This is a genomic window from Candidatus Neomarinimicrobiota bacterium, assembly GCA_017656425.1.
Taxonomy (GTDB): Bacteria; Fidelibacterota; UBA2242; order UBA2242; family B5-G15; genus JACDNV01.
In genome coordinates this window covers 38,419-58,497 of sequence record JACDNV010000005.1, presented here as the reverse complement: position 1 = coordinate 58,497, position 20,079 = coordinate 38,419, and the positions used below count along the sequence as shown (strand labels likewise).

20 protein-coding genes are annotated in these 20,079 nt (G+C 34.4%); 3 read left to right on the top strand and 17 right to left on the bottom strand.

Annotation, left to right across the window (positions count from 1 at the left end; translation table 11 throughout):
• Position 1: 1 nt before the first annotated feature.
• The 17 genes from mreC to H0Z29_04780 all read right to left on the bottom strand — a co-directional run bounded on the left by mreC (position 2) and on the right by H0Z29_04780 (position 15,712).
• Positions 2 to 790: a rod shape-determining protein MreC gene (gene mreC, locus H0Z29_04860; protein ID MBO8130834.1), complete on the bottom strand. Its 789-nt coding sequence runs from the start codon at positions 788 to 790 to the stop codon at positions 2 to 4.
• 7 nt (positions 791 to 797) lie between these two features.
• A complete protein-coding gene (locus tag H0Z29_04855) occupies positions 798 to 1,811 on the bottom strand; it encodes a rod shape-determining protein (protein ID MBO8130833.1) in 1,014 nt (337 codons plus the stop codon).
• 14 nt (positions 1,812 to 1,825) lie between these two features.
• Positions 1,826 to 3,352 carry a bifunctional phosphoribosylaminoimidazolecarboxamide formyltransferase/IMP cyclohydrolase gene (gene purH / locus H0Z29_04850; protein MBO8130832.1) on the bottom strand — a complete coding sequence of 509 codons (1,527 nt, stop codon included), beginning with the start codon at positions 3,350 to 3,352 and terminating at the stop codon, positions 1,826 to 1,828.
• Entirely contained in the window at positions 3,340 to 3,981 is a 642-nt protein-coding gene (locus H0Z29_04845; GenBank protein ID MBO8130831.1) for a phosphoribosylglycinamide formyltransferase, read from the bottom strand. Before H0Z29_04845 ends, purH begins: the two co-directional genes overlap by 13 nt.
• 55 nt (positions 3,982 to 4,036) lie before the next feature.
• On the bottom strand, positions 4,037 to 4,189 hold the full coding sequence (locus tag H0Z29_04840; protein ID MBO8130830.1) for a deoxynucleoside kinase: 153 nt from the start codon (positions 4,187 to 4,189) through the stop codon (positions 4,037 to 4,039).
• A 16-nt stretch (positions 4,190 to 4,205) separates the two neighbouring features.
• Positions 4,206 to 5,489, bottom strand: a complete 1,284-nt coding sequence (mtaB, locus tag H0Z29_04835) for a tRNA (N(6)-L-threonylcarbamoyladenosine(37)-C(2))-methylthiotransferase MtaB (protein ID MBO8130829.1) — start codon at positions 5,487 to 5,489, stop codon at positions 4,206 to 4,208.
• Between the two features lie 149 nt (positions 5,490 to 5,638).
• A complete protein-coding gene (locus H0Z29_04830) occupies positions 5,639 to 6,703 on the bottom strand; it encodes a glucose-1-phosphate thymidylyltransferase (GenBank protein ID MBO8130828.1) in 1,065 nt (354 codons plus the stop codon).
• Complete coding sequence (gene rimO, locus H0Z29_04825) at positions 6,700 to 8,013, bottom strand: 30S ribosomal protein S12 methylthiotransferase RimO (protein ID MBO8130827.1); 1,314 nt, start codon at positions 8,011 to 8,013, stop codon at positions 6,700 to 6,702. The genes H0Z29_04830 and rimO overlap by 4 nt, the downstream gene beginning before the upstream one ends.
• Positions 8,013 to 8,909, bottom strand: coding sequence for a signal recognition particle-docking protein FtsY (gene ftsY, locus H0Z29_04820; GenBank protein MBO8130826.1), 897 nt, complete (start codon positions 8,907 to 8,909; stop codon positions 8,013 to 8,015). The genes rimO and ftsY overlap by 1 nt, the downstream gene beginning before the upstream one ends.
• Before the next feature lie 10 nt (positions 8,910 to 8,919).
• Positions 8,920 to 9,498, bottom strand: coding sequence for a CDP-alcohol phosphatidyltransferase family protein (locus H0Z29_04815; protein ID MBO8130825.1), 579 nt, complete (start codon positions 9,496 to 9,498; stop codon positions 8,920 to 8,922).
• A gap of 2 nt (positions 9,499 to 9,500) precedes the next feature.
• A complete protein-coding gene (locus H0Z29_04810) occupies positions 9,501 to 10,163 on the bottom strand; it encodes an energy-coupling factor ABC transporter ATP-binding protein (protein MBO8130824.1) in 663 nt (220 codons plus the stop codon).
• Positions 10,141 to 10,815 (bottom strand): ABC transporter ATP-binding protein, encoded by a 675-nt coding sequence (locus H0Z29_04805; GenBank protein MBO8130823.1) that lies wholly within the window; start codon positions 10,813 to 10,815, stop codon positions 10,141 to 10,143. The genes H0Z29_04810 and H0Z29_04805 overlap by 23 nt, the downstream gene beginning before the upstream one ends.
• The gene (locus H0Z29_04800) at positions 10,799 to 12,091 is read right to left on the bottom strand and encodes a hypothetical protein (protein ID MBO8130822.1); all 1,293 of its coding nucleotides are present in this window, start codon (positions 12,089 to 12,091) and stop codon (positions 10,799 to 10,801) included. Before H0Z29_04800 ends, H0Z29_04805 begins: the two co-directional genes overlap by 17 nt.
• A gap of 7 nt (positions 12,092 to 12,098) precedes the next feature.
• Positions 12,099 to 13,118, bottom strand: a complete 1,020-nt coding sequence (locus H0Z29_04795; GenBank protein MBO8130821.1) for a glycosyltransferase family 9 protein — start codon at positions 13,116 to 13,118, stop codon at positions 12,099 to 12,101.
• Positions 13,115 to 14,089, bottom strand: coding sequence for a polyprenyl synthetase family protein (locus H0Z29_04790; GenBank protein MBO8130820.1), 975 nt, complete (start codon positions 14,087 to 14,089; stop codon positions 13,115 to 13,117). The genes H0Z29_04795 and H0Z29_04790 overlap by 4 nt, the downstream gene beginning before the upstream one ends.
• A 12-nt stretch (positions 14,090 to 14,101) precedes the next feature.
• Positions 14,102 to 14,866, bottom strand: coding sequence for a twin-arginine translocase subunit TatC (gene tatC / locus H0Z29_04785; protein MBO8130819.1), 765 nt, complete (start codon positions 14,864 to 14,866; stop codon positions 14,102 to 14,104).
• Between the two features lie 165 nt (positions 14,867 to 15,031).
• Complete coding sequence (locus H0Z29_04780; protein MBO8130818.1) at positions 15,032 to 15,712, bottom strand: Crp/Fnr family transcriptional regulator; 681 nt, start codon at positions 15,710 to 15,712, stop codon at positions 15,032 to 15,034.
• A gap of 164 nt (positions 15,713 to 15,876) precedes the next feature.
• Here H0Z29_04780 and H0Z29_04775 point away from each other — a divergent pair, with 164 nt between their 5' ends.
• From H0Z29_04775 to H0Z29_04765, 3 genes are read left to right on the top strand one after another with little or no spacing between them, the layout of a single operon-like run.
• The gene (locus H0Z29_04775) at positions 15,877 to 16,908 is read left to right on the top strand and encodes a hypothetical protein (protein ID MBO8130817.1); all 1,032 of its coding nucleotides are present in this window, start codon (positions 15,877 to 15,879) and stop codon (positions 16,906 to 16,908) included.
• Positions 16,905 to 19,232, top strand: a complete 2,328-nt coding sequence (locus tag H0Z29_04770) for a TonB-dependent receptor (protein MBO8130816.1) — start codon at positions 16,905 to 16,907, stop codon at positions 19,230 to 19,232. The genes H0Z29_04775 and H0Z29_04770 overlap by 4 nt, the downstream gene beginning before the upstream one ends.
• Before the next feature lie 8 nt (positions 19,233 to 19,240).
• Positions 19,241 to 20,035: a hypothetical protein gene (locus tag H0Z29_04765; GenBank protein ID MBO8130815.1), complete on the top strand. Its 795-nt coding sequence runs from the start codon at positions 19,241 to 19,243 to the stop codon at positions 20,033 to 20,035.
• Positions 20,036 to 20,079 lie beyond the last annotated feature (44 nt).

The following is a 20,079-nucleotide window of genomic DNA, read 5'->3' as shown; positions in this document are numbered from 1 at the left end:
CTTAGAATCTCTTTATTACAAAAACTTCTTCAACAGTATTTAAATTGGCAAAGGGTCTAATAATCGCAATCTGATTAATTTTATCTTCCGATGGAACTACTTCTACCACTTCACCAACTGGTAATCCCTGCGGAAATATGTCACTGAAACCTGAAGTTACTACTTTCTCTCCCTGGCTTATCTTAAGTGTCGATGGAATATTTCTAACTTCTGCCAACCCTCCTTCTCTCCATTTCATTATTCCTAATAATCTCGAATTCTGGAATCGGACACTGAGCCTGAAATTAACATCATCCAAAACCTGTACAATTGATGTATTATCACCAGTAGTAACCACTTTACCAATAACTCCAGAAGTAGTAAGCACAGCCATATTGGTTGCTACACCATGCTTTCTACCAACATTTATTAGAATAGAGCTCAAGACAGGTGTAACTCCTCTATTTAATACCTTCGCTGGGATCAATTCGTAGCTGGTTTGCTTGATAAAACCAATCAGATCTTTTAACCTCTTATTCTCTTCATATGCCTCCAACAATTGATAATTCAGTAATTTCAACTTCAGATTTTCCTCTTTCAACTGTTTATTTTCGTCAATTATATTCGACAATTCATCAAGCCACAATCTCGGATAATGTAAAAAATAAAAGAAGTCCGCTACTCTACCTTGCATATATCGTATGGGTATAGATTCATTCGATAATAATATAAATATAGAAACGAGTACAAGTATCGCCAATATCAGGTATTCATAATTTTTATATATAAAATTTATAATCTTTTCAAACATTTATTGATTAAAGGAGGATATCCCTATATTTGTCAATATTTTCAAGAATTTTTCCAGTACCTTTAACAACTGATAAAAGGGGTTCCTCCGCCACATGGACAGGCAAGCCAGTCTCCACCTTTATCCTCTGGTCAAGACCTTTTAACAATGCACCTCCACCACTTAAAATTATCCCGCGGTCTAGGATATCACTGGATAATTCAGGAGGTGTCTGCTCAAGTGCCTGCTTTATAGCATCAATTATTAAATCAACAACTTCTTTTAAACACTCTCTTATTTCGACACTGGAAACCTCGATTGTCTTTGGTATTCCTGCCACTAAAGAACGCCCTTTAACTGTTATTGTTGTATCATTTATTGGCATGGCGGAACCAACGGTACATTTTATCAATTCAGATGTCTTTTCACCTATCAAAAGATTATGCTCACGTTTAAAATATTGTATTATAGCTTCATCCATTTCATCTCCTCCAACTCGAATTGTCTGCTTAGTCACTATTCCATTAAGAGCAATGACTGCTATTTCAGTCGTACCACCACCTATATCAACAATAATATTTCCAACAGGTTCTGATATATCTATACCAATCCCTATAGCTGCAGCTATCGGTTCTTCCACAAGAAATACTTCCCTTGCATTTGCCCTATCAGCAGAATCTCTTACAGCTCTTTTCTCTACCTCTGTTATACCAGAAGGGATACAGATCACCATCCTTGGGCGAGCAATACGGCTCAAATTAATTTTTCTAATGAATCCACGAATCATAGCATCCGTCATTTCAAAATCTGCAATAACCCCATCCTTTAGAGGTCTAACTGTTACTATATCTTTATGTGTCTTTCCGAGCATTTCCTTTGCATCATTTCCTACAGCAACAACTTCTCCAGTATGAGCACTCTGGGCAACTATTGATGGTTCATTTAATACAATCCCCTTACCTTTTACATAAATCAATGTATTGGCTGTGCCAAGATCAATAGCTAAATCACCTGTGAATGCATTAAATAATGAAAAACCCATACTCTCCTCATAGCCTAATGTTTAAATACCCTCTTACCCGTAAATATCATGAACATTTTATGTTCATTACAGGCATTTATTACCTCATTATCCCTCACACTTCCTCCTGGTTGAATAACTCCCTTAATGCCATATTGGGAAGCTAAATCAATAGAGTCTCTGAACGGGAAAAAAGCATCAGATGCTAAGATCGATCCTTCTATTTTTAAATTAGCTTCCTGTGCTTTTCTTATTGCTATTTTCAACGCATCAATTCTCGACATTTGGCCAGCACCAATCCCCACCGATCCATCATTATCTGCGATAACGACAGCATTGGACTTTACAAACCTGACTAGATGCCATCCTATATGTAAAGCCCTCATAAAATCATCATCTGGCTCAATCTCAGTAACAACATTCCAACCTCCCGGATCGTCAGATTGACCCTCTTGTAAAAGAAAACCTGCTCCATAGCTTTTTATCTCAATATCACTATCAAAAAACTTCTTGTTAGGGATGACCAACCTAAGGTTCTTTTTCTGTTTCAATATCTCAAGTGCATCATCCATAAATCCCGGTGCTACTATACATTCCAGAAAACTTTTCACCAGCTCTTCTGCGGTCTCCTTTTCCACAATCGTATTGAAACCAACAATTCCACCAAAACAGCTAACTGGATCGGTTTTAACAGCCCTTTTATATGATTCTACTTGAAAATCACCTGTCCCAAATCCGCAGGGATTCGTATGCTTAATAATAACGCAGCAGGTATGATTAAATCCTTTAACTATATCAAATGCTGCCAGGCAATCTATATAATTATTATAAGAGAGTTCTTTTCCATGCAATACCTGAAATGGGTCACCATTCCGGTTATCAACTCTTTTATAAAATGCAGCATTCTGATCAGGATTTTCGCCATATCTAAGCTTTTTATCTATCACTATTGCAAATATTTTTTTCTCAGGCAGGAGGCTCTCTTCTCCTTCCAAATAATCATAAATGATAGAATCATAATTAGCTGTCTTCCAGAAAACCGATGCAGACAAACGTTTACGGTAATCAAGGTCTATAGAACCAGTTTCCAATCTTTCCAGAAACTCATCATATTGACTTGTATCACTTAGCACTACAACATGCTTATGATTTTTTGCTGCCGCTCGCAATAAAGAAGTCCCTCCAATATCAATCATCTCTATCATCTCTTCATGATTAGCTCCCTTTCTAAGAGCCTCCTCAAAAGGATAAAGATTGACAACCACAAGTTGAAACGGAACAGTATTTATTTTTTTTAAATCATCAATATGAGCTTTCTTCTCTACGTCTGCCAGGATGCCCGCAAATATCATGGGATTCAAAGTCTTTACTCTACCATTCATTACCTCCGGGAAACCTGTAAAATCTTCAATCTTTGTGGCATCTACTCCGATATTTTTTAGATACCTATAGGTTCCCCCTGTTGAATATATCTCTATCCCATTTTTACTAATTCCTTTTGCAAGCTTATCAAGCCCGGCCTTATCCCATACACTGATAATCGCCCGCTCTATTCTTTCCATATCACTTTCCTTCCCTTAACCTCAAGCTTATCCTCACAAAAAGCCTTCACAACTTTTGGAAAAACTTTATGTTCAACCTCAAGAACCCTATGAGCAAGGGTTTCCGGGGTATCTTCAGGTAAAACTCTCACCGGTTCCTGTAAAATAATCGGTCCATTATCATAGCGTTCATCAACAAAATGCACCGTTACACCAGTTATTTTCACTCCCGACTCTATTACAGCCTCATGTACTTTCATTCCATAATATCCTTTCCCACCAAAATTTGGAAGTAATGCAGGATGTATATTGACAATTTTGTTTCTATACTTCTCCACCACTTTCGACGGGATTAATTTTAAATAACCAGCAAGCACAACTAAATCAATATTAAAACTATCAAGAAGATTCAATATATTTTCTACGTACTCATCCCCGCTTTTGAAATTTTTTCTATTCAAATGAAATGTCGGTATTCCCTCACTCCTTGCAATTTCAAAAACCGGAGGATTCTGCCTGTCGCTTATAACACAGCATACTTTTCCCGGTATATTCCCCTTCTTTATTTCCTCTAAGATAGCCTTGAAATTCGATCCTCTTCCAGAAGCAAAAACGGCAATATTTTTAAGATTTTTATTCCTTTCTTTCATAGTCTATTAAATTTACTTTATAAATACACTTTTACCAATTAAAAACACAACCTATTTATTGGAAGTCAAAACTCCATTTTTTCATATCTAGATTGAAATCCTCAAAATAGGGGTTATCTATCAATAACTCACATAATGGTTTCCATCCAAATCTCTTAGCAAGCATCTCTGTCATAATATTCTTACCAACATAAATATTTCCAGACAAAAAAAACACTTACCCTTTAATCAATTAGCTCTCCCTGTAAAATCTCATCCTTCATAAATGTGGCTCGAACGGATAACAATTTATCTTTAATATTAATCTCACTTTTTACCAATACTCTTACGTAATTTTCTGAATAACCATAATATTTACCATCCTCTGATTTTTCAAAAAGAACGTTAAGGGCTTTACCTATTTGCTTCTTCATAAATTCGCTTCTCTTATCCCTTGATAATTTTTGAATTTTCTGGGATCGGACTTTTATCTCACGTGGTTCAACCTGATTATCGAAACTGGCTGCAGGTGTCCCTTCCCTATTTGAATAACTAAAAACATGAATATAACTAAAAGGTTTTCCTTTCAGATAGTCGTACAAGTATTCAAAGTCAGAAACTGCCTCACCCGGAAATCCAACAATTACATCAGTCCCGATACAGACATTCTCTACCGAATCATATATTTTATTAAAAATTTTATCATAATCTTCAATACCATATTTCCTGTTCATAAGAGTTAAAATTTTATCACTGGCATGCTGTAACGGGATGTGAAAATGTGGGCAAATTCTGTTATCTGCTCTCACAAGATCTATTAACTCATCATTGATAAGATTCGGTTCTATGGAGCTTAACCTAATCCTCCCAATGCCTTCAATTTCAATAAGCCTTTTTACCAAATCTACAAGTTTGTTTTTCCCATATTTATATGAACCGATATTTACTCCCGTCAAAACTATCTCTTTATAGCCAGCTTCTACCATCTTTTTTGCTTCTTCCACGCAGTCCTCAACAGGCCTGGCTCTTGACCTACCCCTTAGTTTTGGGACTATGCAATAGGAACAGCTAAAGTTACAGCCATCCTGGATCTTCAAAAAAGCTCTTGTTCTGAACTTTCTGTGCACCAATCCAGACTTTATAAAGCAACTTTCGTTAAATTCATCTGCTATATGAACTTTGCTTTGAACTACGTTAATATTATCTATAATATCAATCAATTTCGATTTCTTTACATTATCAATAACATAATCAACACCCTTAATATTTTTTACTGCAATCGGATCCTTCTGTGAATAACACCCTGTCACAAAAATTTTACTATTTGGCGATACTCGCCTTGCAAAAGCAATCGCACCACGCGATTTTGCCTCAGCATGAGCTGTAACCGCACAACTATTAATTATTACAATATCAGCACGATCTCTTTTATCTACTACACTGTAACCTCTCTCAATCAACTGATCAATAATCGAATCAGACTCCGCTTGATTTACCTTACAGCCCACAGTTATAACAGATACTTTCACCTTATCTTGCATTTTACTTTAAAAAACCTATTAATATCCCTACCAATCAACAATAAACAAATTAAAAATAAAAAATTAACCGATTGAATACAACATGGATTATAAGAATAGTAATATTGTTACTATATTTAGAATGAATTAATAATACTTCATCTTATTTCAACAATGCTCTGATCACCAATGAGGAATCTATTTGTATATGGCTTCGTATTTGCTTTAATTATCTTAACATCTTTACCAAGTAAACTCGCCTCAATTCGAACATTTTGATTTTTAACAACACATCTTTCAAGTATAATACTATACTCTATCTCCGAATGTTCTATACAACAGTCATAATAAACCGATGTATACGGGCCGATATATGACTCCACAATACTACTACCAGCTCCTATTATTGCAGGTCCACGAATGTTGCTGTTGATTATCTCAGCCCCTTTTTCTATAACTACTCTTCCAGTAATCTGGCTATTACCCTTTATTTTACCCTCAATACTGCCTTTTAAATTATCCAGCATCAGCCTATTTGCTTCAAGTAAATCCTCAGGTTTACCTGTATCCTTCCACCAGCCAGTAATCTCAGAATAGGTTACTTTATAACCCTTATCAATTAGATATTGATGTGCATCGGATATTTCAAGCTCACCTCGAGCACTCGGCTCGATATTGTTTACCGCCTCGAAAATATGTTTATCGTAAATATAAATTCCCGTAACAGCATAAGGACTCCTGGGCTTTTTCGGTTTTTCTTCAATTCTTACGATTCTGTTACCCTTCAAATCAGGGACACCAAACCTTTCAGGATCTTTCACTTTCGCAAGCACAAGATGACAGTTTGCATCATTTTTGTAAAACTCATCAATAAATCCCTTAATACCACCAACAATAATATTATCACCGAGATAAAATACAAATGATTCATCACCGATGAAATCCTGCGCAATCTTCACGCAGTGAGCAAGCCCCAGTGGAGCCTCCTGGGGAATATAACTAATGTTCAATCCCAGATCAGAACCATCACCATAAACTTCTTCAACCTCTTTACTATCCTTGTTTGTTATGATTCCAACATCCCTTATCCCGGCATCTCTCATATATTCCAGTGCATAACTGAGCATAGGTTTATTGGCGATCGGAATAAGGTGCTTATTCTGAGTATGAGTTATTGGTCTAAGACGAGTACCTCGTCCTCCTGCAGTTATTAATCCCTTCATTTATCCTCCACACACTTTATCTCACCTACAAGATCTATCCCATCATTGTCAACTATTTTGACTCGATAAATTTCACCAGTCTCAATTTCAATGCTTTCTCTTCTTATTTTGACTACACAATCAATCTCTGGCGCATCCCATTGAGTTCTTCCCACTGCATTATTCTCCTCAATGCAATCAACTAAAACATCAATTTCTTTTCCAACAATAGACTCAGCTCTATCTTCCATTATTTCCCATTGCTTCTGCATTATGAAATCTCTTCGTGAATCCTTCTCTTTTTGCGGGATGTCATCTTTAAGTAGATAAGCTTCTGTGTTTTCTTCAGGTGAATAAGTAAAAACTCCAAGCCTATCAAATCTAAACTCCTCAATAAAATCTACCAATTCTAAAAATTCCTTCTCAGTTTCACCTGGATAACCTACTATAACACTTGTTCTTATTGCAACATCAGGTATTTTTGATCTAATTTCATACAGTAGGTTTTTTATCATACTTGCTGACTTAACCCTTTTCATGCTTCTCAATATTTTATCTGAAAAATGCTGAATAGGAATATCTAAGTATTTACATATTTTATCATGATCCCTTACCAGATCAATCAAATCATCTGGCCAAAAATCGGGATTACAATACAATAGTCTTATCCAGCTTGCATTGGTAAATCTAAGTATTTTCTCCAGGAGCTCAGGTAGGGTATCCTTTGAAGGCAGGTCAGTTCCATATCGAGTTGTATCCTGAGAAACCAGTATTAGTTCTTTTACGCCAAGCGTATTGAGATATTTCACTTCATTTATTATATCCTCTACTGTTCTGGATTTTTGTTTCCCTTTAATAAGAGGAATAGAGCAAAATGAGCATTTATTATCACATCCATCAGAAATTTTTATATATGCATAATGGCCTGGAGTTAATAGGTCTCGATCCTCAAAACGGGGGAAATAATAGTTCCCTCCAACAATCTCTTCATATAATCTCTTTTGAAAATCCACTCCTGAATAAAAATCAACCTCAGGTATCTCCTCTTTCAGTTCATCTTTATATAACTGCACAAGGCAACCCACAACCGCAATACTCTTTATTTTATTTTGTTTTTTTAAATTTACTGCCTCGAGTATTGCCTCGACAGTCTCCTCTCTTGCTGGTTCTATAAAACCACAGGTATTAATAACCAGCAGGTCCACCCCCTCTGGATTCTCTTTATATTTCAGTCCAGCTTTTATAAGTCCCCCTTTCAGCACCTCCGAATCTACTGTGTTCTTGGGGCATCCAAGTGTTACTATAGAAAAGCTTTTTATTCTATTTCTCATTACTCTGGCTTAAACATCCCTCTTAAATAATCATCGAGATCAAATTCAGCAATACTCTCAATTGATTCACCAAAACCTACATATTTTATTGGAAGCTCATATCTTTTAACAATAGAAATCGCCACTCCACCTTTTGCAGTACCATCAACTTTTGCTAATATTATCCCAGTTAGACCAATTTTACTCAAAAACTCCTCCGTCTGAACAACTCCATTTTGGCCAAAGGAAGCATCCACCACAAGCCAGACATCATGGGGCGCTCCTTCCATAACTTTTCCGCATACCCTTTTAATTTTTTCAAGTTCATTCATTAAGTTCTGCCGTGTATGCATCCTTCCAGCAGTATCAATAAGAACAATATCATAATCCTTTCTTTTTGCCCTTCTCAATGAGTCAAAAACCACCGACCCCGGATCATTGGATTCTGGATTTGCAAAAAAATCAACTCCTGCTCTCTTTGCCCATATCTCAAGCTGTTCACCAGCGGCGGCTCTAAACGTATCGGCAGATACGACAAGTACCCTATCCCCGTTTTTTCTATATTTATTAGCAAGTTTCCCAATAGTTGTTGTCTTCCCTGTACCATTGACACCAACTACAAGAATTACATGGGGTTTCGCACCTTTTTTAAACTCAGAGTCCATCTCAGGTAGCATTTCTTTTAATATTCTTATTATTTTATCTGATAATACAACTTCTTTTTCAAAGCCATCTTTCTTTAGCTTTTCAATAATCTGCTCTGTAATTTCAATCCCCACATCGCTTGTAATAAGTGCTGTTTCAATCGCCTCTATGTCTTCATCGGATATTTTTCTTATCCTGAATAAGTTGCCAACTTTTTCTAATACTCCTTTTCTTGTTTTCTTTAATCCATCTATTATAAAATTCCCTGCCATAAAACTTTTATCACTCCTTAGTATAGCACTTAATTCTCAGTAAATTTATAAAAGTATACATATATTGAACCCAGGAAACTATCATCAAAAAAATTGATACCCATAAGAGATAATATTTGATTGATTCAAAATTATACAAAAATGCCATTATAGCTGCCGCCATGAAAACAATTGAAACTTTACCTAACTTGTTTGATTGCGGTGTCACATCTTTTATATTCATCAAATATATACCAAGAATAGCAATACTTAAATCCCTTATAATGAGTAAAAGAAAATAATAAACAGGTATCAGATCCTCCATTATCATATACATCAATATACTCAGGATAACGACTTTATCCGCAAGAGGATCAAGCACCTTACCAATTTCTGTTATTTCATGAGCTATCCTTGCAAGCCACCCATCCAAAACATCCGAGGCAAAAGCGACAAGTATCACAATCAAAGCAATCCATGGTCTATCATTTTTTAAAAAATATAATATCGGTATAGAAAGAAATGCCCTGAAAATCGAAATTATATTTGAAATAGTAACAAAACTTTTTGGTTTTATACTATGTATACTGGCCTGCAATTTCTCTTTCATATCTATATACTTTGTATAACTCTGTCTTCCTTCTTCTTCATTGGCAACAGTATCGTTCCATTATCGATTAGATAAATATCATCACAAACTCTATCAATAAAATTCCTATCATGTGAAGCTATAATTACATTCCCATGAATTTGTTCCTTTAAAAGCTTTTCCAGCTTGCTCTTACTCTGCCAATCAAGTCCAACAGAAGGCTCATCAAGAATCAGTAAATTGGGATTTGCTGCAATACCCATACTTATAGCTAATTTCCTTAACTCACCCATACTCAATTCGAAGCCGAACCTATTCATAATTTCCAGATAATTTATATCAAAAAAGGATAAAATACTTTTAAATAAGTCAATAGACTTATCGTAATTCTTTTTATTCTTAAAAATGAGTGATACACTTTTTTTTACTGTTCCACCGATAAGGATTTTCTCAGGAAATTGGGGAATATAAAGGGAATTGCAATCCGAATGATTGAATATAATCACTCCCTGCCTGGGCTTTTCCAGACCTGCCAAAAGCTTTACAAAAGTCGTCTTTCCTGAACCTGAATCACCCACAATACCTACAATGCCATCTACCTGTATTTTCATATTATCAATTCTTAGCTCGAAGTCAGAACTATTTTCGTAGTAAAAAATTAAATTATGAATAGATATCGATATCATTCTTCAAATACTTCCCAGGTTCATAAAAAGTTCTGATACCAGATTGACTCAGTTCAATTAAATAATCTGCCATCTCAATTTCATTAGTCTGCTGTGATACCATGACAATAGTTTTACCCTTCTTCCTCGCCATATTCAAACTATTGTAGAAAATAGCTTTACCTCTTTCATCAAGAAAAGAGGTGGGCTCATCCATTAATATGATCTCTGGATTATAAATCATTAAGCATGCTACAGAAAGTTTCTGCTGTTCTCCTCCTGATAGTTTATCTGGACTGTCATATTTTTTTTCAAGCATATTATATTCTTTCAGGTTGAGATTTACTCTTTCTTTCATGCTATCACTATCAAGCCCTATATTCTCAAGTCCAAAGGCAAGCTCTCGCTCCACAGTTAAATGAACAAACTGATCATTTGGATTTTGAAAAACATACCCTATACGTTCCGGATTAATTGAAGAATCATTGTATAGTATCTCTCCAGCTTGCGGCTTGAGTATACCAGCTATCAATTTTAATAAAGTAGTCTTACCACTTCCATTAGGTCCTATAATAATGGTCAACTTACCTGATGGTATTATTAGATTTAAGTCTGTGAAGATATATTTACTCTTTCTGTATTTAAAATACAAATTCTTAATTGTTATTTTCATTCAATTCTAATATTTCTTTTACCGTTTTAGTTGATGCTCCAAGATTGTTTAAGATAAAATCACTGGCTGCCTTAGAGGATTTTAAAAAGAAATCCTCATCCACAATGAATTTGAAAATAAGTGAGTAAATCTCACTTTCATTCGTGCAACAAAATGCTCCCCCAACTTCTAACAGTTGCTCAGCTTCTCTGGAATTCTTGTAGTAAGGACCAAATATTACAGGATTTCCAGCTACAGCTGGTTCCATAACATTATGAATTGATCCACGGAAACTGCCCCCAATAAATGCAACATTCGACTGATGATACAGCTCGGCAAGTAAACCAATAGTGTCAATAACTACAACCTTCGAATCAGATACGCCATTTAAAGAGGTATAAGTCTGGACTCTAATATCATACTGGCTAAACCAATCTCTGACCATTTCAATAGCATATTCTGTAGGTTCATGAGGAGCTATAATAACTCTAAAATTATCGAATTTATCCATGACACCTTTTATAGCTGGGAATAAAAATCTGGCATCCTGCGGCCATATACTACCACAAATGAGAACAAAACCATCATCGAAAATCTTCTTGACGTTAAATTTTATTCTCCTTTTCGCCCTTTCTATGACCTGGTCATATCTGGTGTCACCAAGTGTTAGAACACGAATCTTATTAATACCAAGAATATTCTTAAATGCCCTTTCATCCTTTTCAGATATAGCATATATGTTATTTATCATTTCATATAATGTTTTCATAATACTCTTTAATAACGGCTTGGATTTAAATTCAATATTCCTTAATCTTGCCGAAATAAGATATGTTTTTATATTATATCTTATAGCCAAGAAAAGAAGATTTGGCCATAGCTCATACGAGACAAATATTATTTTTGACGGTTTTATTTTATGAAGGAATATCCTCATTCCTATGTAAGTATCCAAAGGTAGGTAAGTATAATGATCAACTTCCGTCATCCTCTCCGCATTCTCAAAACCACTGGGAGAGGTAAAGGAAGCTACTATTAGTATATCAGGTCTCAACGCCTTCAATCCCCGTATGACAGGCTTAGCCTGTTCAAATTCACCAAGGGAAGCAGAATGCACCAGGAAGGTTTCCCTCCTACTGCTCTTTTTCCTTATAAAATTCAACAAATCAACTCTAGATTTTATCCTACCTCTTACCCCAGCTCTGGCTTTTTTATTTACCAACGCCAGCAAGTTGAACCCTATAAAACCAATAGGGACAACAATCAAGTTATATACAAGTATCCAGAAATATATCAATACCGCCTCACATTTTTATAAGTTTTTTCACAGATTTAAAAATTTCATCTGGCTCTATTTCCAGGCAATATTGCTTCTTGCGGTAACATTTTCTATTACCCCTTTGGGAACAGGGTCTGCACCACAATCTCTTTTCAATAGTAATGCCATGATCAGTGTATAATCCTGCTCCGGTTTCACATGAAGTGGGTCCCAATATTAAAATTGTTGGAACTCCAATTGCTTCAGCAGCATACGTTAAGCCTGTATCATTACCGATAACAAGATTTGATAGACTCAAAATCCCAAGCGAAAGAGCCATGTCCTGACTTAAATATAAATAATTGGAATTTTTATCCCGAATGGGCAGTTCTTTTAGATAAATATCATTTTTTCCGCCAAGCCACAGCACTGATAAATTATATTCCCTGGTTATTCTCTCAGCAAGGATAGCATATTTTTCCAGAGAATACCGTTTGTTTTTCCAGTTCGCAATGGGTAATATCGTGGCAAATGGTCCATTCAGCCCTATATTTCTCAACTCATTTTTTGCTTTATCTACTATTTTTTCATTTAAAAATATTTCCGGCTTCTGACCATTGTAATTGATCCCCAGTGGTTTCAATACGTTATAGTACTCCTTCAATAAGGAATAATCAGGAGGAAATAAGTTTATATAAAAATAGAAAAGTAAAAATCGAAATAACCTCGGTTTATAATATCTTAATTGAATTGCCTTAAATAAAATTAACGATAGTATCCATGTCCTTAATACATTGTGCATATCAATTAGTAAATCATAATCTTCTGAGGCAAGTTCACGACAGATACGAACCCATCCCCTAAAACCTTCTCTAACATCATATAACCAGAACCTATCAACATATGGATTATCCTGCACAATTGGATAAAATTCTTTTTTAATCAGATAGTGAATTCTAGCGTACGGAAATTTCTCCTTTATACTTCTGAAAATTGGTGTCAATATCACGATATCACCGATAGAGCTTAATCTTACAATAAGTACTTTTCTAATCTCTTTTTTCACCTTCTTCTTTCTTTATTGAACCAGATAAAATCAATTAGTTTACTTTTTATCTCTGATTCGGGAAATATAGAAAGAGAATCCGTAGCTTTTTTAGAGAACTCATCAATTTTATTCTCAGTGTACTCTATTCCACCTTTAGCTTTTATAATATCTATTATGTCACTAAAATTCTTAACTTTACCACCTGAGTTTAGCATATCAATTATTCTTTTCCTTTCAATATCATAGGCATTATTTATCGTATAAATCAGTGGTAAAGTCATTGTATTTAACTTTAAATCGGCATGTATCGGTTTACCCATCTCTTTTACATCGCCTATAAAATCGAGAATATCATCTTTTAGCTGAAATGCTATTCCGAGATTTTTCCCATATTCATACAAAGCATTTGCCTCGCTCTGGCTGGCTCCAACTGACATTGCACCAAGTTGACATGAGGCCGCTATTAAAGAGGCTGTTTTCGAAAATATCATTTGAAAATATATTCCCTGGTTTACGTGATAATCAGTTGTTGCTTCAATCTGCCTTATCTCACCCTCACTTAAATATTCAGCTGTCCGTGCCAAAATTTTCAACATATCGAAATTATTTAACGAGAGCATACAGGACAAAGCCCTACTGAATAACCAATCTCCCATCAGCACGGAAGTTTTATTTTCCCAGATAGCATTTATTGATGGCATACCTCTTCTTGTGTCCGATTCATCAACAATATCATCGTGAATAAGAGTTGCGGTATGTAACATTTCAACAAGAACTGCCGATGTATATGTATTATCGTTGGGCTTACCGCACAATTTTGAGGTTAGCAAAACCAGGATAGGCCTGATTCTCTTGCTTCTCTGCTTTAAAATATAATCTACTATTGTACTAATTAATGTAATATCAGATTTAAGGCTTTTTTTATATAACCTATTAAATATTTCTAACTCCTCACTAATAGGACTACATATATCATCAAGGGTGCGCATTATACTTTCCTATTAACCAGCTGGTGATTCTTCGTCTTCATTTTCTTTAATTGGTTTATATGCAATTTTTGACACAATTATACTCAGTTCATATAATAAAAACAAAGGAATCCCCATTATAATCATGCTTATAGGATCAGGAGGAGTAATAAATGCGGCAAGTACAAGCATAATAACTACCGAGTGCCTCCAATACTTGCGAAGTGTTTCCGGGGAAATTAATCCAATTTTTGTAAGTATAAATGACAACACAGGAAGTTGAAACAATACCCCCGCTGCAATAATAAGCTGCATTACAAACTTTGCATAGTAGTTTATTGAGATATTTTTCTCCACATCTTCTACACCCATCGATGTAAGAAATCTTACAGCAAAAGGAATAATCACAAAATAGGCAAATACAGCTCCCCCAATAAAAAAAATAGTCACACTCGCAATCAACCACGGTACCCATCTCTTTTCATGCTGATATAGTCCAGGCGAAACAAACGCCCATATCTGATAGACAATAAGGGGAATAGAAAAAGCTATCCCCAATGCAAAAGCAATCCACAATTTCAATACTAATAACCCCTGCACCTTTAGTACCTGAAACTTTACTTCAGGATTTATTTTCTTAATAGGTTCTATTAAAAGTTTTATTACAAAATCAGAGAATAAAAATGAAACAACAGCAAAAATTAAAATGCCAAAGATGCATTTTATAATACGCCATCTTAACTCTTCGAGATGATCTAAGAAACTCATTTCCTTTACTTCATTCCCATTTCCTGGCATAAATCATGAACTAATCTTATAATATCAAACACATAATTTATAGAATAAAATTTAAATAAAAACCCAGCAAAATTTACTATTAAGCATTATAATCCAATAAAGAAAGCACATCGAATCTGACCAACTATTTGTAGAAATTGACTTTTTAATTATTAAAAGAGAAGGTTAACTAAAGCGTTTTACAAAATCTTCAAAATTCAGAATAAGCAGTTTTCTACCTTCTTTTTTTATATAACCAAGATTTTCAAAATGCTTAAAAACCCGCGAAACGGTCTCTCTGGAAGTACCAGCCATATTGGCAATATCTTGCTGATATGGGAGGTTTTCTATTATTACCTGTCCCATTTTTATAACACCCAGCTCCTCTGCCAGCCTGACAAGAGCCATAGCAATTCTATTCTCTGCATCTGCAAGAGATAAGCTCTCAATCTGCTGGTCTGATTTTCTTAAACGTGACGCAAGTTCCTGAAGAAGTATAATTGCAATTTGAGGATGCTGCTCAAGCAGATCAAGAAAATCAGCTCGCCTCAAAGTAAATACTTCTGAATCTTCGAGTGCAACAACATTTGCGGACCTTGATTCTCCATCAAGAATTGACATCTCGCCAAAGAAGTCACCTTCACCCAATATCGAGAGTATAACCTCCCTGCCATCTTCGCTCATGCGTGTAATCTTTACACTGCCCTTGCTCAGGATAAACAGTGTATCACCAAATTCCTCTTCCATTAAGATCAAATTACCTTTTTTGTAAGTCTTTTTTTGCATTCTACTGTAGATTTTCTCTAAGATGCTATCCTTCAAATCCGTAAATATTGGGATTTTTCTTAATATTTTGTAATCATCCATAACGTACCTTTTAAATGTCACAAAATTATATTTATAAAAATCAAAAATGTAAAGTAAAAAATATATTATTTTATGAAACAATAAAATTCACATTTCCGCTGATAATCTTTTATTAAAATTTTTTGATTCAAAGAAAATAGTTAAATTTCGCCATGATTTACTCGATGAATACTAAAATTAAAAATATCCTAAAAATTATCTATTACCTTATATTTGTAAATTGCATTTTAGCAAAAATTTCCTTTGATAATATTCTAAGTGATACAGTCGAAGTCTCAATAAATATTTATTCAGATAAAAAAACAAATGATAGTAATATAAAGGTCATTGACCATCGTACATATAAGGATAGAGTACTATGTATATCTGAGACGAAAAAATTCTTTATTCCCGTTGACCTGTATGTCATATTAGATAAACCTGTAAGTCAATATTTAGAAAAATACATTTCTATTTACTGTCCAGATAAAAAGGGTACTCTTTATTTAAATGATTTAAATATTGAATACGAAAATCAAACCTTCTTATCAAAAGGATTTCTACTAAATGCTTATACACTTCTGACTGATGAGCAAGGAAAACTAATTTCCAGCTGGACATGGGAAATAAAGCTAAAAGCTCCACAAAAAGAAAAAAAACCAGAATATTATTCTCAACTACTTGACAAATTCTTTACAAACCAGGCAAAATACATCGCAGAAGAAAAATATAGCCCAAATACATATCCCTATCTATACAAAAGAAACTTATACCTCTGGACAGAATTTTTGGTATTCCCAAAAAGCTTCTGCATAATACCAAGAATGATGCTCTATTATCCAGAAGGAATGAATAAAAAATTTGCCAGAGCAACAAGATACATTTACTACAAAAAATCAAATATTCACGAATCGATTGGCATAAATGGGCTTAATTATTTTTCCTATATAAGAATAGATCAAAATTTCTTAAGAGTATGTAACGTTAATATAAACTTCGGTATAAACAACTTTAATCCGAAAAAGATCAAACATACAGAATACTTCAATATTCTCATGTTCAATATCCTTACTGGATACTCTTTTGAATATAACAGGTATCATCGAAAAGGATTCATTGCAGGTTGTGGACTGTACCTTCAAATCAATATCTTACCAACTGAAATAGATAAGATAGAACCTGGCTTAAGTTTCTATATAGGATATAAGATACCATGAGAATCCTTAAAATACTTATACTGATAACGATAATATTTTCCCAAATTTTATACTCCTACAATATTTCAGGATATATTGTTGATAAAAATTCTGGAGAGACCATACAAGGTGTTAATATTTTTATCAAAAATTCAAACATGGGGACTGTTTCTGATTTAAATGGATTTTTTCTTATCTCTGGAATAAAGGAAGGAAAATATATTGTCACATTCAGTCACATTGCGTATGAGAAATGTGAAATAGATATTAACATAATTAACAGCAGCATTTTTCTTGGCAAAATAGAACTAAAGCCAAGGGTAATTCAGGGTGAGGAAATAGTTGTAACAGCTCGTAAAGAAGCCCTTATTTCAAAGGAAACAGATATTTCCACCTACCAGATTGACCCAGCAATTTTACAGGAATTACCTCAGGTAAATCGAGATATCTTCAAAATGCTTCGACTTTCACCAAGTGTAACAATTGCTGATCCAATCTCGCCTCAGTTATATGTAAGAGGAAGCGACCCTGGTGAAAACCTTGTATTACTCGATGAGATTACCATATACAATCCAAAACATTTTCTATCATATGAGGCTATATTTAATCCCTATGCAATAAAGGATATCTCATTTATGGTTGGTGGATTTGATGTAGAATTTGGAGGGAGAAATTCATCAATATTAAAGATAACAACAAGGGATGGACATAAAGAAAAATTTATGGGAGAGTTCAGCCCCTCAACAAATGGAGTATCTGGTGCTATTGAATTCCCACTCTCCCACAATACAACTGCTATGATTTCGGGAAGATTTACTTCAGACTTAATAACGCGTTTCCTTATGGGTTCTCCAAACGTACTTGCTGACTACAATCTCTCCATCCTTAGAAAAGGAGAAAAAAGTCGATTTAAATTCTCATCTTTTTATGCAAGAGATTTTATGAAATGGAATATTAAGCATCTGTTAGTTTATTTTCCCGATGAAGAGGAAAATTTTAACAATTTCGACGAAAGTTTTAAAACTTCCACTACTAACTTTGCAACAGGATTTCAGTATTCTTATTTATTGTCTTCTGGGCTGATACTGAACTTAAAAACTTACTACTCTTCCTGCTTTTCAGAAAATTATAGCCTTCTCGCAGTAAAAACAGGAGAGGAAGAGGATGAAGACTTAAACGTATTTGTGAATATGGAGTCAAAGTTTAATAATAAAGTTTCTGACATTACTCTGAAGCCATCAATAACAGTTTTTACAGTTTTCAATCAGATCATAAAAGCAGGACTTGAGGCAAAATTTTACAACTTCTTTAACAAATATTTATATTTTGCGGGAAGTTATCTTTCAAAGAAACAAACCTATAACATAAACTCAATTTACCTGCAGGATAAAATATCGACTTCTTTCTTATCATTTGTCATGGGATATCGACTAACCACTATAGAAAATAAAAACTTTATCCCCGAGAGAAGATTCTCTTTAATTCTTGATCTAAATCCTTTTAATATAAAATTTTCATCGGGAGAGTATAAACAATTTCTCACAACACTAAATACAACAAACGAGGAATTTGTCCAGTTTCTTGATTATTATGTTCCAATTAAGAATAGAAAACCCATAGCCAGTTATCAAAATGTCCTGGAACTCGAGTACGAAATCTCAAAGCTATCAAAAATTTCCATTTCAGCATATTATAAAAATATGAATAGGCTATATCGAATAATTTATAAAGACGTAAACAATCCCTTCAATGATCTATATTTTGAGAATGGTAAAGGCAAATCATACGGTATAGAATTTCTTTATAGCATCAATTCAAAAAATATAATAAGCTGGATTTCCTATACCTATTCAAGGTCATTTCGCCAATTTCCAAGTATCAACAATGGAAAAGAATACATTTTCGATGCGGACCAACCTCATTCTCTGAAACTGGCAGCAATGCTTATGCCTACAGAGTCGATTACCTACAGCCTGACAATGCAGATTTCATCTGGCTTTCCAAAAACTTTCACAAAACATTTCTACTGGTATTTCAGCTATGATCCCGTTCTGAACGATTTTACTCTGGTTCCTTCATATCTAACACCAGAAAAAAATAATATAAGATTTCCACCGAGAGTTAAACTCGATGTAGGTGTTAAGAAAAAACTTCGTAAAGGGTTTGGATATAAACTCGCGAAATTCCTGAGGGCAAAGGGCGCTGTACTTAATTTTAGTATTAAAAATCTTTTATTCCTTTACAGAAATCCATATTATTATATTTATATTCCCGATTATGGATATTACGCTATAGGGATAGAGTATTTTCCATCTATAAGTGCAGGATATATTATAAAATTTTAGAGGGATTAATGAATATTAATAAAATTACCGTAATATTATCATTGGCTATACTTTTAGTATCATGTTACCTTCCCAATCAACCAGGTCCAATGCCAGCGGGTATCGATAGAATTGGCAAAGATGTAAAGACGAATGTCCTTGGAGTAATCCGCAACGATGGACAACCCGGCTCATCATTCATTTTTCTTATAAACTGTATTAATATCGAAACTAATGATTTTGAAGAAAAACCCAATGTCCATGATGCAACTGTTAAACTAATAAATTTAGGCAACGGCAAAGAGATTTCATTTTATATAGACACAGCTTTTTCTACCGATACCATTCAATATGCAAAGTACATAAATAATGATTTTATCCCTCAAGATAATTGCAAATATTTGCTTAAAATAGAACTGCCTGATAGTGTGACTATTGTCGACACCACTATAGTTCCATCTAAGCCAGTAATAGTTCAGAATGATGTTAAGTTCGAAGACAATTCCATCAACATGACCTACCATCCACCCGAGAATTCTGCTTATTCTGAATTTTATTTTGTACCAAATATTCTTAATACAGAATTTCTATCAGTTACACACAACGGCATCGATAGTTTGAAAATCAATATAGCATCCACATATCCTCTTAATACAATAGATAGTCTTACAGTATTGATCTATTCTTTTGATGAAAAATACCTCAGGTACCAAAAAACATCAAGAAATCTCCTGAATCACGTTTACAATCCTATCGCTACCACAATCGAAGGTGCCTACGGCTGTTTCTTTTCATTATCCGTCGGTGTTTACAAAGTAAAATAGCACTTTACATAAATAACTAAATCAGATATTCATTTTTCCCGTGC

What these genes read in the sequence shown, in the direction of transcription:
- H0Z29_04815 (MBO8130825.1), bottom strand. Translation starts at nt 9,498, where the DNA reads ATGAAAGAGAAATTGCAGGCCAGTATACATAGTATAAAACCAAAAAGT.
- H0Z29_04770 (MBO8130816.1), top strand. Translation starts at nt 16,905, where the DNA reads ATGAGAATCCTTAAAATACTTATACTGATAACGATAATATTTTCCCAA.
- H0Z29_04780 (MBO8130818.1), bottom strand. Translation starts at nt 15,712, where the DNA reads ATGGATGATTACAAAATATTAAGAAAAATCCCAATATTTACGGATTTG.
- H0Z29_04765 (MBO8130815.1), top strand. Translation starts at nt 19,241, where the DNA reads ATGAATATTAATAAAATTACCGTAATATTATCATTGGCTATACTTTTA.
- purH (MBO8130832.1), bottom strand. Translation starts at nt 3,352, where the DNA reads ATGGAAAGAATAGAGCGGGCGATTATCAGTGTATGGGATAAGGCCGGG.
- H0Z29_04810 (MBO8130824.1), bottom strand. Translation starts at nt 10,163, where the DNA reads ATGATATCGATATCTATTCATAATTTAATTTTTTACTACGAAAATAGT.
- mreC (MBO8130834.1), bottom strand. Translation starts at nt 790, where the DNA reads ATGTTTGAAAAGATTATAAATTTTATATATAAAAATTATGAATACCTG.
- tatC (MBO8130819.1), bottom strand. Translation starts at nt 14,866, where the DNA reads ATGCCAGGAAATGGGAATGAAGTAAAGGAAATGAGTTTCTTAGATCAT.
- H0Z29_04805 (MBO8130823.1), bottom strand. Translation starts at nt 10,815, where the DNA reads ATGAAAATAACAATTAAGAATTTGTATTTTAAATACAGAAAGAGTAAA.
- H0Z29_04775 (MBO8130817.1), top strand. Translation starts at nt 15,877, where the DNA reads ATGAATACTAAAATTAAAAATATCCTAAAAATTATCTATTACCTTATA.
- ftsY (MBO8130826.1), bottom strand. Translation starts at nt 8,909, where the DNA reads ATGGCAGGGAATTTTATAATAGATGGATTAAAGAAAACAAGAAAAGGA.
- H0Z29_04790 (MBO8130820.1), bottom strand. Translation starts at nt 14,089, where the DNA reads ATGCGCACCCTTGATGATATATGTAGTCCTATTAGTGAGGAGTTAGAA.
- H0Z29_04855 (MBO8130833.1), bottom strand. Translation starts at nt 1,811, where the DNA reads ATGGGTTTTTCATTATTTAATGCATTCACAGGTGATTTAGCTATTGAT.
- H0Z29_04830 (MBO8130828.1), bottom strand. Translation starts at nt 6,703, where the DNA reads ATGAAGGGATTAATAACTGCAGGAGGACGAGGTACTCGTCTTAGACCA.
- H0Z29_04845 (MBO8130831.1), bottom strand. Translation starts at nt 3,981, where the DNA reads ATGAAAGAAAGGAATAAAAATCTTAAAAATATTGCCGTTTTTGCTTCT.
- rimO (MBO8130827.1), bottom strand. Translation starts at nt 8,013, where the DNA reads ATGAGAAATAGAATAAAAAGCTTTTCTATAGTAACACTTGGATGCCCC.